We start from the raw sequence: 13,937 nt of genomic DNA, 5'->3' as shown, positions 1-13,937 counted from the left end.
CGCTTAATGTCAGTAACTTGGCAATCAGGAGACTGACGATGAGCATCGAAGGAAAAGCAAAGGAAGCCGCCGGCTACGTCAAGGAAGAGCTCAACGAGCACCGCGATTCGCCCGAGGGCCAGAAGGCCGCTCAGGAAGGCCGCGATCTGCGCAATGAGGGTCGGATGGAAGACGGCAAGCCGCCGAAGACCACCGAACCCGGCACCGGCGCCAAGTAAGTTTCAACTGCCCCCGCTCCGGCGGGGGCAGTCATTTCCGGGTCAACAATAGGCGCGATGAGCGGCTTCCATCACCCATAGGCGATCCAGCGCCCCATCGTCCCCGCCGCGAGCCACAGCAAAATCGACAGAACCGCCATCAGCCGCGCCGCCAGCGGTACCGCTCGGGACCAGCGGCCGATCCGATCGCCCCAAATCCATCGGAACGCGACCGCATTGGCCAGCGCCAATGCGATCAGAACCAGCTTTCGCGAAAAGATGTCGGACGTCGCCAGCGCGCGACCGTCCGCGGCGAACAGCACAATGCCGCTCGCGACCATCACGATCAGCCCGACGATCGCCACCGGCGTCAACGCGTACGACAGCGGTCCGATCGGCAGCGCGCGCCACAGCCCGGCGACACGCAGATCGACCACACCGATCCCTCCTACCAGCATCACCAGTCCCAGGAGGTGCAGGGTATTGACGAGCGGATAGACCAGCGCCGACCCGCGCGCCCAGCCCCCGATGCCGACGACATCAAGCCACGCGGCGGCGGTCAGCAACAGGCTTTCCAACCGCCCGGCCTCAGCGCAGTTCGACGGTCTTGCTACCGACCATCACGCGCTCGATCCGCATTTCGGCGGTGCCATCTCGCCGCGCATAGCCGGTCAGGCGGACGCGCTTGCCCGGCTCGACCTCTGCCTTGCTCAGCCCACGCGCTTCCATCCGCGACACCGGCGCCAGGATCACGTCCCAGCTCTTGCCCTGCCATGTAATTTTCGCGGAGCCGTGCGGGTTGCCCCAGCTGAGCTCGGTGAAGCGGGTGGTCAGCGTCAGCGGCTTGGCCTCGTCATAGGACGACCAGCCGTGATGCGCGGCCGCCGGCACCGCAACGGCGAGCGCGGCGACGGCGATGAGCGTGAGTGAACGCATATGAGTTCTCCCGATCGTGGATGCCAAAACATACGCACGAACCGGGAGAGGGTTCAAATCAATAGGCGCGCGCGACCAGGATGCGCTCGACCGCCGGTTTGCCGGTGAACACGCAGTCCCCGTCCACCGGCCCAGCGCCCAGCGGCACGTTGCGGAAGGTCAGCTTGAGCGCCTTGATCCGCTCGACCACTGCGTCCAGCTCCGCGCCTTCAGGCTTGCTCCACTGCACTTCGACCCAGCCCGGATACTTCCCCGAACCCTCGAAATGCGCCTTGAGCGCGTCGAAGCTCTCCACCCCGCGCACGATGTTCGCATCGAGCCGCGCCCGTGCATCGGCGTGCAGCCCGGCCTGAATTTCCTCCAGCAGTGCCGCCGCACCCGCGACGAAATCGGCCTTCGCCACCACCGCGCTGTCGAGCTTGCCGTCCTCACGATACAGACGGTCGCGGCGGATCACGGAGACATTGCCCCCCGCCATGTCGCGGCCGCCAACCTCGATAACCACCGGCGCACCCTTCTTGACCCAGCCCCAGCGCTTGGTCGCCGCCTTGGCCGCCTTAAGGTCGAGCAACGCGCGCACCGGCTCACCCAGCGCCGACGTCTTGGCCAGCTCCGCCTGCAACCCCTTGCAATAGTCAATCAGCGCGGCATCCTCGTCAGTGTCGCGCAGCATCGGCACGATCACGATCTGCCACGGCGCGATGCGCGGGGGGACGCGCAGGCCGTCATCGTCACCATGCACCATGATGACGCCGCCGATCATGCGGGTGGACACGCCCCAGCTGGTCGTCTGCGCCAGTTCCTGCTGCCCTTCCGCATTCTGGAACTTGATGCCCTGCGCGCTGGAGAAGGTGGTGCCGAGGAAGTGCGACGTCCCGGCCTGCAGCGCCTTGCCGTCCTGCATCATCGCTTCGATGCTGTAGGTCGCGACCGCGCCGGGGAAGCGCTCATTCTCCGGCTTCTCACCCGCGACGACTGGCATCGCCAGGCAGGTTTCCGCGAACTCGCGATACACCTCCAGCATCTTCATCGTCTCTTCACGCGCCTCTTCGACCGTGGCGTGGGCGGTATGCCCCTCCTGCCACAGGAATTCGGCGGTGCGCAGGAACATGCGGGTGCGCATTTCCCAGCGCACGACATTGGCCCATTGGTTGATCAGCACCGGCAGGTCGCGCCACGACTGGACCCAGCGCGCCATCGCCGCGCCGATCACCGTTTCCGATGTCGGGCGCACGACCAAAGGCTCCTCCAGCTTCGCATCGGGATCGGGCACCAGCCGCCCGTCCTTCTGGATCAGCCGGTGATGCGTGACGACTGCCATCTCCTTGGCAAAGCCGTCGACATGCTCGGCTTCCTTCTCGAAGTAGGACAGCGGGATGAATAGCGGGAAATAGCAATTCTCATGCCCCGTCGCCTTGATGCGATCGTCGAGCAGCCGCTGAATGCGCTCCCAGATGCCATAGCCCCATGGCCGGATGACCATGCACCCGCGCACGCCGCTCTCCTCGGCCATATCGGCTTCGGTGATGACGGCCTGATACCAGGCGGCGAAGTCCGCTTCGCGGGTGACGTTGAGTGCGCGTTTGATCATGATTGCGCGATTAGCGCGGGAAATCCGGCCCGTCACGCCCCTTAGCGGGTTGCCCCCGCTCGCTTCGCATCTTAGGCGTTCGCAGGTGCAAGGTGATCGTATTCTTACCGGCCTTGGCCTGCGTCTCGTCGCGATCCTGCTGCTCTCGACCATGGGCGCGCTGATCAAGCTGGTCGAGATGCGCGGCGCACACCTCGCCGAAGTCCTGCTATTCCGTCAGCTGTTCGCGATCCCCTTCATCCTCGCGTGGGTCGCCGCCGGCCCCGGCTTCGCCTCGCTGCGCACCCAGCGCTTCGGGCTGCACCTCAACCGCACCGTCATCGGCCTGACCGGCATGGTGTTCAATTTCGGCGCGGTCATGCTGCTCCCGCTGGCCGAGGCGACGACGCTGTCGTTCACCGCCCCGATCTTCGCAACGATCCTCGGCGCGCTGATCCTGCGCGAGCCGACCGGCTGGCGCCGCTGGGGCGCGGTGCTCGCGGGATTCGTCGGTGTGCTGATCGTGACCCAGCCGGGCGACGGCCACATCCCGCTCACCGGCGCGTTGGTCGGCCTGACCGCCGCCTTCTTCGTCGCACTCATCGCGATCCAGCTGCGCCACATGGGCAAGACCGAGGAGCCAGCCACCACCGTCTTCTGGTTCTCGACCCTGTCGGTCCCGCCGCTCGCGATCGGCTATGCCTTTTTCGCGCAGATGCATGACTGGCAGACCTTCGCGATGCTGATCGGCATCGGCCTGGTCGGCGGCGCGGGCCAGCTCGCGCTCACCGCCGCACTCCGCTTCGCCCCGGTCTCGGCAGTCGTGCCGATGGACTATTCCAGCCTGCTCTGGGCGACGCTCTACGGCTATGTGCTGTTCAGCGTGCTGCCCAGCCCGTGGACCTGGATCGGCGCCCCGATCATCGTCGCCAGCGGCCTCTACATTGCCTGGCGCGAGCAGCGGCTGGGCTTGGCGCGGCGGGCCGCCCCGATCGCGGACGATTAGCGACGGTCGCGATGGTGGAAGTGGGCGTGCCGGGGTCCGCTTTCAGGCTTCTGAAACAGGCTCGCGAATGTCTGAAAGTGGGTGGTCAGCGGACGAGCAGCTTATAGGAGTCACCACCAAAAAAACTGCCGTCGTGTCACGTGAAGCTGACGAGCCCTTCCGTTAGGTAGTGAGCGAATATCGCCACGGAATCACTACTAGCTTCCACCAGAACGCGCCTGAGCAAACGCCACCAACGAGGAATGCAGCACAAGGATAGAGCCACGAGCTCTCTCCCGAGGTAACGCGGCTGACTTCATGTCCGCCGGTTAACAAGACAAATATCGAGAGGGCAAATATCGCGGCCAATACACTTAGAAATAAGTGCAAACACAATCCATAGTCATGTCTTGCAAGCCAAGCAGCTTTCGGCAACTCAAAAAATACTCCAATTATAGCTGCTGCCGCTCCCGCAAAGATGCTCCCAAAGAACCATATCATAGCGATGAACTGTAGGTCAGGACCACGGCTATCCTTGAGGGAGAATGCGAATGCGGTGCCGAGGGCTATAACGAGCGCTGAGACTGTGCCTGTGAGCAGTATCGCAGCAGTCGCTCGCCACACCAGTGAACCTATTGGCATTTGGCCTCCCTGCTCCTGCAACGGCTGGTAGCAGTCGAAAGAGAACTGTCGGTTAATAGCCGCAATGGGGTCGCTAGCCGAAGGTCAGCTTTCTCGCCGCGTCCGCCCAAAGCCGCCCAAGCAACCGATTGTCCGGCCTAATCCGAGCCTCTCCGATAGACCAGCATGAGATTATTCGCCGGCATCGCAACGCGCTGCACGCGCCCGAACCCCCATTCTGCTGCTAGCCGGTCCACATCCGCCACGTCGCGTAGCCCCCACGCCGGATCGCGCGCCTTCAGCGATTCATCGAACGCCACATTGGACTCCGCCGTCTCCACCCCCGCTTCGCGATACGGCCCATAGAGGATCAGCGGCGCGCCCGGCGGCAACAGGTCCGCGCACGCCCGAAACAGCCCGACCGTCGCCTCCCACGGGCTGATATGCACCATGTTGATGCACAGCACCGCATCGGCGGCAGCGATCGGCCAGTTCCCCGCCGCCGCATCGATCGCCAGCGGCGGCGCGACATTCGCCAATCCCGCGCACCACGCCGCAATCGACGCCCGCGCGGCCGCATCGGGATCGCTAGGGACAAAGGTCAGCCCCGGAAAGCGCTCGGCGAAAAACGCCGCATGCTCCCCGCTCCCGCTCGCCACCTCCAGCACCGTTCCGTGCTCCGGCAACAGCGCCGCCAGCTCCGCCGCGATCGCCTCACGGTTGCGCAGCGTCGCGGGCGCATGTTTGCGCAGCTCGCCGCTATCCTCGGCAACAATCCAGGGGGTCGGGTCGCTCACTTGGGCGCGCAGGCCGATCGGTCGCCCGCCTTGCACCGCGCGACCCGCGCCTCCCAGTCAGCACGCACCCGCGCAGCTTCGGCGTCGCGCCGCGCCACATCCGCGCGCCATGCAGCCATCTTCGCGTCGTGCTCGGCCTGTTGCCGCGCGAGATAGAGTTCGTAATCGGTCTTGCGATCCAGATTGGTCTTGGCGACGCGATCCGCCTCGGCCTGATCGCGCTGCTTTTGCAGGTCGTACATCGCCTGCGCCTCGATCCGGTCGGCCTCGGCCTCCGACGCAGGAACGCGCGGATCGTGGGTCTGCGCCGTGACGGGCATGGCGGCGGCAAGCGCCAGCAGGACTGCAAAGCATCGCATCGATCGTCTCCCCGATCAGGCAGGCGCTACCGCCGCCCGGTTTCGCCAAGGCTATCGCGAAAGCCGCACGCGCGAAACTGACGAATTGGGTTCAGCGGCGAACGGGGGCGTAACGGATGCGCGCCACCCCTTCGGCCTCGACCGGCATGAACAGCCCCTGCCCGGTTGCGCGGATCGTGCCATTGGTGACGCGCCGGATCTGCGCCGACAACAGGAAATCGCCCTCGCGCCGCTCCGCCACCGCCCGCCGCGCCGCCGCCAGCACGCGCGCATAATCCTTGCCAAAGTCATGGCTCAGCGCGTCACGGATCGTCGCCAGCACCTGTTCGTCGGCGAATAGCGGCACCAGCAGGTTGACCACGCGGCTGTCGGTCCCGGTCGCGATACTCAGGTCACGCACCTTCACCAGCTGCGACCCCGGTTCGTTATACGGCGTGCCCCACAGCCACACCACGCCATGCGCCGCCCCGAACGGGGTGTTGCGCGCATCGGCCTGCGCCTGAACGCCCACCGCCAGCCGCCCGCCATCGGTGGCATAGATCGTCACCTTGCCGAACTGCGCATCGATCGGCCCGACCCCCTCCAGCGACACGCCCTTGCGGGCGAGCTTGGTCAGCGCGCGCTCGACCACCGGCTCCAGCTGCGCATAGTCCGCCAGCACCGGGATGAAGAAGCGCAGGCCCCGGTCGCCGATCCGCCCCGCTGCGGGCGGCAGCGGCGTCGCGACGGGGTCAGCCGGCCGGTCGCCGATAAACGTCTCGGTCAGCGCCTCGGCCGCCAGCGTCAGTTCGAGCGTCCGCCCCTGTACGCGATAGCCGCCAAAGCCCATCCGCTGCGGCGTAATCCGCATCCAGGCGGGCGGCTTGTCGCGGTTGAGTTCGATCGCGGTAAAGCCCTGCCGCCACAGCCCATCCAGTTCGGATCGCACCTTCAGCTGCGCCAGTGCCCCCGGCAGGCTGCGCTCCAGCCCGGCGATCACTGGCGCCAGCTTTTCGTCCGCCTTGCCGGTAAAGCGGATGCGGCGGCCCAATATGTCGATGCCGGGCGCCTGGCTCCAGCCATAGTCGATCTCGACCCGCGCGGTCGGCGACCAGTCGCGCGCAAGGCCCAGCCGCACCCGCGCACGCACATCCGCCGCGCCCGTCGCGGTCTCCTGCCGGATCACCCCGCCCAGATCGCGGACCTGCACCGTCGCGCGGACCGGCATGTGCAGCATCAGCGTCTCGCCGCTCCCGCTCAGCCGGATCGGTCCGCGCCGCGCATTGCCGACGATGCGGCACGCAATGTCGGGCGTGACCTTGGTCCGCTCCAACCCGAATTTGCATCCGACCTTGCGGCATTTGCCGTTCTTGCATTCGCGCTTCGGCACCGGACAGATCGTCACGCGCTGGCCGGGGATGCACGCCGCCTCGCGCTGGTCGATCTGCCACAGAGTCGCGGGAATCGTGCGGTTCAGCTCCGCCTCGATCACGTCGAGGCTGGTGCTGATCGGCACGACGATCGTCGATCCTTGCGACGGCAGCTGCGCCGCGGCGGTCAGGCGTGGCGGGGCCGGGTTGACCAGCGGCGCGCTGCGGTCACTCAGGACCCACCACAGCGCGCCGCCCGCCACGGCCAGCAGCAGGACGATCGCGGCGACCACCCATTTCAGTCGCACTCGCCGTCCCGTTGCCATCATGCCTCGCTATTCGGCGGCCTGTGCCTGCGCCGGTTCTTTCCATACCAGCACCGGCTTGCGCGCGGCCAGCGTCTCGTCGAGACGACGGCGCGGCGCGAAGTGCGGCGCGGTCTTGAGCGCCGCATCGCCCGCCTTGGCACGCTGCGCGACCGAACGGAACGCGCCGATGAACTGGTCCAGCGCCGCCTTGCTCTCGGTCTCGGTCGGCTCGACCAGCATCGCGCCATGGACGACCAGCGGGAAATAGACCGTCATCGGGTGGAACCCCTCGTCGATCAGCCCCTTGGCGATGTCGAGCGTCGAGAAGCCCTCGGCCAGCCCATGGTCGCTGAAGATTGCCTCATGCATGCACGGCCCGCTGTTCGCGAACGGCGCATCGAGTACGTCCTCCAGGCTGCGCAGCACATAGTTGGCGTTGAGGACGCTGTCCTCGGCCACCTGCTTAAGGCCATCCGCGCCATGCGACAGGATGTACGTCAGCGCGCGCGTGAACATGCCCATCTGGCCGTGGAACGACACCATCCGGCCAAAGGTGCCGGCATGATGCTCGCCCGCCGTCTCTTCCTCGATCAGGACGAACTTGCCATCCTGCTGCTCGACGAACGGCAGCGGCGCGAAGGGTGCCAATGCCTCCGACAACACCACCGGACCCGAACCCGGGCCACCGCCGCCATGCGGGGTGGAAAAGGTCTTGTGCAGGTTGATGTGCATCGCATCGACGCCGAGGTCGCCGGGGCGCACCTTGCCGACGATCGCGTTGAAGTTCGCACCGTCGCAATAGACATAGCCGCCAGCTTCATGGACCGCATCGCTGATCGTCTTGAGGTCGCGCTCGAACAGGCCGCAGGTGTTGGGGTTGGTGATCATCACTGCCGCCACGTCCGGCCCCAGCCGCGCGGTCAGCGCCGCGACATCGACGCGACCGTCCGGCGTCGCCGGAATATCCTCGACTGCAAAGCCCGCGAACGCCGCCGTCGCCGGGTTGGTGCCGTGCGCGCTTTCGGGGACGAGCACCACGCGGCGATCTTCGCCGCGTGCTTCCAGCGCCGCCTTGATCGCGAGGATGCCGCACAGCTCGCCATGCGCGCCCGCCTTGGGCGACATCGCCACGGCCTTCATGCCGGTCAGCGTGACCAGCCAGTGCGCCAGCTGATCGATCACCTCGAGCGCGCCCTGCACCGTGTCGATCGGCTGGAGCGGGTGGATGTCGGCAAAGCCGGGAAGCCGCGCCATCCGCTCATTCAGGCGCGGATTATGCTTCATCGTGCAGCTGCCCAGCGGGAAGAAGCCGAGGTCGATGCCGTAATTCTGACGCGACAGGCGGGTGTAATGGCGCACCGCCTCCGGCTCGCTCAGACCCGGAAGGCCGATGTTGCGATGCCGCTCCAGCCCGCCGAGCCGCGACGCGGCCTTGGGCGCGTCAGCGAAATCGACGCCGGTCGTGTCGAGCGACCCGATCTCGAAGATCAGCGCCTCTTCCAGCATCAGCGCGCGGTTGCCGGTGAAGGTGGCCGCAGCCTCGCCCTCGACCGCGTTCATCTGCGGACGCCAGCCGCTCTGGTTGATCGTGCTCATGCCAGCACCTCCTGGAGAGCGGCGGCAAGGGTTTCGACATCCTCCGCCGTGGTGGTTTCAGTGACCGCGACGACCAGGCCGTTTTCCAACGCCCCCTCGCCCGGATAGAGACGGCCCAGCGACACGCCCGCCAGGATGCCCCGGTCAGCGAGTTCGCGCACGACCGGGCGTGCTTCCTTGGGCAGCTTCAGCGTGAATTCGTTGAAGAAGGTCGGCGTCACCAGCTCGACCCCGGGAACCTGCGCCAGCCGATCCGCCGCCGCGCTCGCGCCGGCATGGTTGAGCGCTGCGAGCTGCCGCAGCCCCTTTTCACCCAGCAACGTCATGTGCACCGACCACGCCAGCGCGCACAGCACCGACGAGGTACAGATGTTCGACGTCGCCTTCTCACGCCGGATATGCTGCTCGCGGGTCGACAGCGTCAGCACGAAGCCGCGCTTGCCCTCCGCATCCACCGTCTCACCAGTCAGGCGACCGGGCATCTGGCGGACATATTTCTCCTTGCAGCCGAACAGGCCGACATAGGGTCCACCGAACTGCAGCCCGACGCCGATCGACTGGCCCTCGCCAACAACGATGTCCGCGCCCATCTCGCCGGGCGACTTGATCGCGCCCAGCGCGACCGGCTCGGTGACGACCGCGACCAGCAGCGCCTTCTTCGCCTGGCACGCCGCCGCCAGCGCCGACAGGTCGGAAATGCGGCCGAGAATGTCGGGATACTGGACCACAACGCACGAGGTGTCGTCGTCGATCAGGTCGATCAGCTTGGCCGTATCCGGCTCGGCAGTCAGCTCCGGCACCGCGGTCACCAGCGTGTCGCCGGTGTACTTGGCCATGGTGTTGGCAACCGACACATAATGCGGGTGCAGCCCGCCCGACAGGATCGCCTTGGCGCGCTTGGTGATCCGCCGCGCCATGCCGATCGCCTCCCAGCACGCGGTCGAGCCATCGTACATCGACGCATTGGCGACATCGGTGCCCAGCAGGCGCGCGACCTGGGTCTGGAACTCGAACATCACCTGCAGCGTGCCCTGCGCGATTTCGGGCTGGTACGGCGTGTAAGCGGTCAGGAACTCGCCGCGCTGGATGATGTGATCAACGCTCGCCGGCACATGATGCTTGTACGCGCCACAGCCGAGGAAGAACGGCGCGCTTCCCGCCGACAGGTTTTTCGCCGCCAGTTTCGACATATGTCGTTCGACCGCCAGCTCGCTGGCATGCATCGGCAGCCCCGCGACCGGCCCGGACAGCCGCGCACTTTCGGGAACATCGGCGAACAGATCATCGATCGTCGCGGCATTGACCGCAGCGAGCATCGCCTGCCGGTCGGACGGGGTAAGGGGAAGGTAGCGCATTGGAATTCCCGTCGCCCCGGCGGAGGCCGGGGCCGCTATCGGTAAAGCGCATGCTCCGCCACGGAGCGGCCCCGGCCTCCGCCGGGGCGACGCGCGATTAGAGCTTGCTCACGAAGTCCGCGTAGGCGCTCTCGTTCATCAGCCCATCAAGCTCGCTGGAATCGCTCAGCGTCATCTTGAAGAACCAGCCATCGCCCTCGGGGTCTTCGTTCACCAGCGCGGGATTGTCCTCCAGCGCCGGATTGCCCTCGACCACCGTGCCGGAAACCGGCGCATAGACGTCGCTCGCCGCCTTGACGCTCTCGACCACCGCGGCGTCGTCGCCCTTGGCGACGTCTTTGCCCTCTTCGGGAACTTCGACGAACACGATGTCGCCCAGCTGGCTCTGCGCATATTCGGTGATGCCGACGGTCGCGATTTCGCCGTCGAGTTCGATCCATTCATGATCTTCGGTGAAGTAACGGCTCATTTCATGCTCCAGTTTAGGCTTTGGCCTGACGCACATAACGGTGGGGGGCGAAGGGCATTGGCACCACTTCGCCAAAGTGAATCTTGCCGCGCTGGCTCAGCGTCACGCGCGTGCCGATTGCCGCCATCGCGGTCGGAACATACGCCATCGCGATCGGCTTCTGCACGGTCGGGGCAAAGCCGCCGCTGGTGACGCGGCCGACCTCGTTGCCCTGTTCGTCCAGCACCAGCGCGCCCTCGCGCACCGGCTGACGCCCCTCGACGATCAGGCCGACGCGGCGCTGGATCGGGCCGTTCTCGCGCTCGTGCAGGATGCGCTCGGCCCCGGGGAAGTTCGCTTCCTCGCGCCGCCGCTTGCTCGCGACCGCAAAGTTCAGCGCCGCCATGATCGGCGTCGTCTCGGGATCAAGATCGTGGCCATAGAGCGGCAGGTCGGCCTCGAGCCGCAGCGAATCGCGCGCGCCAAGGCCAATCGGCTTCACCTCAGGCTCGCCGCACAGCAGGTCGGCGACGGTCGCCGCCGCCTCGGCTGGAATCGAAATCTCGAACCCGTCCTCGCCGGTATAGCCCGAGCGGCTGATATAGGCTTCGACCCCGCCAATCTCGAACTTGCCGCCCTTCATGAACACGAGGGCATCGAGCGGATAGTCACCGGTCACATGGCGCTTCAGCGCATCGAACGCCTTGGGACCCTGCAGCGCCAGCAGCGCATGCTCGTCCATATGGTTAATCTCGATCGCGTCGGGCAGATGCTCGCGCAGATGGGCGATATCGTCCCATTTGCACGCGCCATTGACGACCATGTAGATGCCGCCCGGCCAGCGGCTGAACATCAGGTCATCGAGGATGCCGCCATTCTCGGCCAACAGCAGCGAATATTTCTGCTGCCCCACCGCGACGCCCGCGACATCGGCGGGGATCAGCTTCTCAAGCTCGGCGTCGAGGCCTTCGCCCGACAGGAACAGCTGGCCCATATGCGACACGTCGAACAGGCCGGCCGATTCGCGCACCCACAGATGCTCGGCCATGATGCCTTCATACTGGACCGGCATCTCATAGCCCGCGAACGGCACCATCCGCCCGCCGCGCGCGCGATGCCACGCATCGAGCGGGAGCAGCATCAGTTCTTCGACGAAATCGGGCTCGCCCGTAAGGGAATCAGGGCTGTCGGTCACGCGCGTGCTCCAGAATTGACGACGGAATGCCGCACAGCGCGGCCATTCATCCGTCGCCCCCTCTGTCACGGGAACCTGAGAGCTTTGATCCCGAACCTTGGTCCGGGACTTACCCCTTCGGTGGCTCACCCCTGACGGAGCAAGCGCTTTCCAGAGTGTCGTGGCCCGCGCGGTCCCTGGTGCCTGAGAGATTCCGGGGCGGTTGCTCCTTCGGCGTTCCGGGTCGCAAGACCCGCAAACTCTCCCGCGCGTGCCTTCACCGGTTGCCCGATGCCGACGCCATGGGAATGCTGCGCCGCACAGTCCGAGTCAATCGCGAAATTTGCTCAATCGTCGCCCCGGCGCAGGCCGGGGCCGCCATGTTGGACGCGACACCCCCGCAACAGGCCGGCCCCGGCCTCCGCCGGGGCGACGGATGGGTTACCGCGTCGCGTTGTACTTCAACTGCGCATCCGTAAGCTGGAACCCGACCAGCGCCTCGAACGTGGCGCGCAGCACGGCCTGGCGCACTTCGGGGCGGGCCAGCGGGTCCATCGCCGCGGTCTCGTCACCCGCCTTGCGCTTGGCCAGAATCTGGCGGCGGATATCCTCGGGCAGCGTCGCCGCAGCACGCGAGACATAGGCGTTGGCGGTGCCGCTCGCCTGCGCACGCGCCTGACCCGGCTCGAAGCGCAACGTCACCTGCGCAACCCGCTTCGACACCACCGACGTGCCGCCCTGAACCACCGTCACGAAATAGGGCAATGTCACTTCGCGCGCGCCTTCGGTCGAGCGGCGGCTCGCCTGCACTTCGAACGCGATGTCGCTGCGGATCATCTCGCCGCTGTCGTCGCAGCTCGACGTTACGTTGGTCAGCGTCGCGGTCACGTCGATCGCGGTCGACGCCGTGCTGTCCGCCGGATTGAACAGGGTGATGTCGCCCGTCCCTGCCGGAACGCCGATGCGCGGGCAGGCCGAACGGACCGCAGTGATGCCGCCCTCGGCAATGTCGCCCTCACGGGAGCAGGCGGCGAGCGCCAGCGGGATCGTCGCGGCGAGAGCGAGTTTGCGAAAGTTCAACTGGGGCACCTTTCCCGAACAAGACATGCCTGCCTCCGCCATTTCTGGCGGACCCGGCCCGGCGGCGGGCACCATAGGCAGCGCATCGGCTTCCCGCAACGCCCATCCGGCGGCTTTCGCAGCACGCCCGGATCGCGTAAGGCGACCGCGATGACCGACATGCACAAGCCCGTCCTTGACCTCCTCATCGCCGCGCCGCGCGGCTTTTGCGCGGGCGTGGACCGCGCGATCCAGATCGTCGAGCGCGCGATCGAGTTGCACGGCGCCCCGGTCTATGTCCGGCACGAAATCGTCCATAACAAATATGTGGTGGATACGCTGAAGGCGAAGGGCGCAATCTTCGTCGACGAACTCGATCAGGTGCCCGACGGCGTCCATGTCGTCTTTTCCGCGCACGGAGTCCCGAAATCGGTCCCCGCCGCCGCGCAGGATCGCGGCCTGTCCTATTTCGATGCCACCTGCCCGCTGGTGTCGAAGGTGCATCGTCAGGCCGAACGCCTCGTTTCCGCCGGCCGCCACATCCTGTTTATCGGCCATGCCGGCCACCCCGAGGTGATCGGTACGTTCGGCCAGGTGCCCGAGGGCGCGATGACGCTGATCGAGACCGAGGAGGACGCGCACGGATTTACCACCGACGCGCCCGACAACCTCGCCTTCCTGACCCAGACGACGCTGTCTGTGGACGACACCGCCGCGATTCTCGCGATCCTGCAGGCGCGCTTCCCCGCGATCGTCGCGCCCAAGGCGGACGACATCTGCTACGCCACGTCGAACCGTCAGGCGGCGGTCCGCGCCATCGCTGGCTCGTGCGATCTCGTCCTCGTGATCGGCTCCCCCAACTCGTCCAACTCGCTGCGCCTCGCCGAAGTGGCGGAGCGTGAGGGCACGACGTCGAAGCTGATCCAGCGCGCCGACGACCTCGATTTCGACTGGCTGGCGGGCGTCGGCACGCTCGGCATCACCGCAGGCGCCTCGGCCCCCGAAGTTCTGGTGCGCGAAGTGATCGACCGCATCGCCACGCGCTACGCCGTCACCGAACGCATGGTCGAAACCGCGCAGGAAACAATCACCTTCAAACTGCCCAAGGGGCTCGAGGCGGCGTGACCCTCGCCAGGTCGTACAACCGTCACCCCCGCGAAAGCGGGGGCCCAACACCTTTGCC

General features: G+C 66.5%; 14 protein-coding genes and 1 riboswitch. Of the genes, 3 read left to right on the top strand and 11 right to left on the bottom strand.

Features of this window, described 5'->3' with window-relative positions:
- Positions 1 to 38 precede the first annotated feature (38 nt).
- Entirely contained in the window at positions 39 to 218 is a 180-nt protein-coding gene (locus K9B35_RS09750) for a hypothetical protein (RefSeq protein ID WP_224921628.1), read from the top strand.
- A gap of 71 nt (positions 219 to 289) precedes the next feature.
- Here the strand turns inward: K9B35_RS09750 and K9B35_RS09745 are convergent, their stop codons facing one another.
- Genes K9B35_RS09745 through K9B35_RS09735 form a run of 3 tightly spaced genes read right to left on the bottom strand, consistent with a single transcriptional unit; the run spans position 290 to position 2,724 of the window.
- Positions 290 to 775, bottom strand: a complete 486-nt coding sequence (locus K9B35_RS09745) for a hypothetical protein (RefSeq protein WP_224921627.1) — start codon at positions 773 to 775, stop codon at positions 290 to 292.
- Between the two features lie 10 nt (positions 776 to 785).
- Positions 786 to 1,133 (bottom strand): DUF6152 family protein, encoded by a 348-nt coding sequence (locus K9B35_RS09740; protein WP_224921626.1) that lies wholly within the window; start codon positions 1,131 to 1,133, stop codon positions 786 to 788.
- 58 nt (positions 1,134 to 1,191) lie between these two features.
- Complete coding sequence (locus tag K9B35_RS09735; RefSeq protein WP_224921625.1) at positions 1,192 to 2,724, bottom strand: aminoacyl--tRNA ligase-related protein; 1,533 nt, start codon at positions 2,722 to 2,724, stop codon at positions 1,192 to 1,194.
- An 85-nt stretch (positions 2,725 to 2,809) separates the two neighbouring features.
- Between K9B35_RS09735 and K9B35_RS09730 the strand changes: the two genes are divergently transcribed.
- Positions 2,810 to 3,709, top strand: a complete 900-nt coding sequence (locus K9B35_RS09730; protein WP_224921624.1) for a DMT family transporter — start codon at positions 2,810 to 2,812, stop codon at positions 3,707 to 3,709.
- A gap of 758 nt (positions 3,710 to 4,467) precedes the next feature.
- On the opposite strand, the gene K9B35_RS09725 is transcribed toward K9B35_RS09730, so the two are convergent.
- From K9B35_RS09725 to K9B35_RS09690, 8 genes are all read right to left on the bottom strand, one after another.
- A complete protein-coding gene (locus K9B35_RS09725; RefSeq protein ID WP_224921623.1) occupies positions 4,468 to 5,106 on the bottom strand; it encodes a DUF938 domain-containing protein in 639 nt (212 codons plus the stop codon).
- Positions 5,103 to 5,465, bottom strand: coding sequence for a hypothetical protein (locus K9B35_RS09720; RefSeq protein ID WP_224921622.1), 363 nt, complete (start codon positions 5,463 to 5,465; stop codon positions 5,103 to 5,105). The genes K9B35_RS09725 and K9B35_RS09720 overlap by 4 nt, the downstream gene beginning before the upstream one ends.
- Positions 5,466 to 5,556: 91 nt before the next feature.
- A complete protein-coding gene (locus K9B35_RS09715; protein WP_224921621.1) occupies positions 5,557 to 7,140 on the bottom strand; it encodes a DUF4403 family protein in 1,584 nt (527 codons plus the stop codon).
- A gap of 9 nt (positions 7,141 to 7,149) precedes the next feature.
- On the bottom strand, positions 7,150 to 8,682 hold the full coding sequence (gcvPB, locus tag K9B35_RS09710) for an aminomethyl-transferring glycine dehydrogenase subunit GcvPB (protein WP_224921708.1): 1,533 nt from the start codon (positions 8,680 to 8,682) through the stop codon (positions 7,150 to 7,152).
- Between the two features lie 32 nt (positions 8,683 to 8,714).
- Entirely contained in the window at positions 8,715 to 10,073 is a 1,359-nt protein-coding gene (gene gcvPA / locus K9B35_RS09705; protein ID WP_224921620.1) for an aminomethyl-transferring glycine dehydrogenase subunit GcvPA, read from the bottom strand.
- A gap of 97 nt (positions 10,074 to 10,170) precedes the next feature.
- The gene (gene gcvH, locus K9B35_RS09700; RefSeq protein WP_224921619.1) at positions 10,171 to 10,542 is read right to left on the bottom strand and encodes a glycine cleavage system protein GcvH; all 372 of its coding nucleotides are present in this window, start codon (positions 10,540 to 10,542) and stop codon (positions 10,171 to 10,173) included.
- Positions 10,543 to 10,555: 13 nt separating this feature from the next.
- A complete protein-coding gene (gcvT, locus tag K9B35_RS09695; protein ID WP_224921707.1) occupies positions 10,556 to 11,662 on the bottom strand; it encodes a glycine cleavage system aminomethyltransferase GcvT in 1,107 nt (368 codons plus the stop codon).
- Positions 11,663 to 11,876: 214 nt separating this feature from the next.
- A riboswitch (glycine riboswitch) is annotated at positions 11,877 to 11,973 on the bottom strand.
- Between the two features lie 163 nt (positions 11,974 to 12,136).
- Positions 12,137 to 12,802, bottom strand: coding sequence for a hypothetical protein (locus K9B35_RS09690; protein ID WP_412103455.1), 666 nt, complete (start codon positions 12,800 to 12,802; stop codon positions 12,137 to 12,139).
- Positions 12,803 to 12,925: 123 nt separating this feature from the next.
- Here K9B35_RS09690 and ispH point away from each other — a divergent pair, with 123 nt between their 5' ends.
- Entirely contained in the window at positions 12,926 to 13,879 is a 954-nt protein-coding gene (gene ispH, locus K9B35_RS09685; RefSeq protein WP_224921617.1) for a 4-hydroxy-3-methylbut-2-enyl diphosphate reductase, read from the top strand.
- The last annotated feature ends 58 nt before the right edge of the window (positions 13,880 to 13,937 follow it).

It is taken from the genome of Sphingomonas sp. R647 (assembly GCF_020177055.1).
Classification (GTDB): Bacteria; Pseudomonadota; Alphaproteobacteria; order Sphingomonadales; family Sphingomonadaceae; genus Sphingomonas.
Note: the sequence above shows the minus strand (reverse complement) of the source record. Positions and strands in the feature narration are given on the sequence as shown.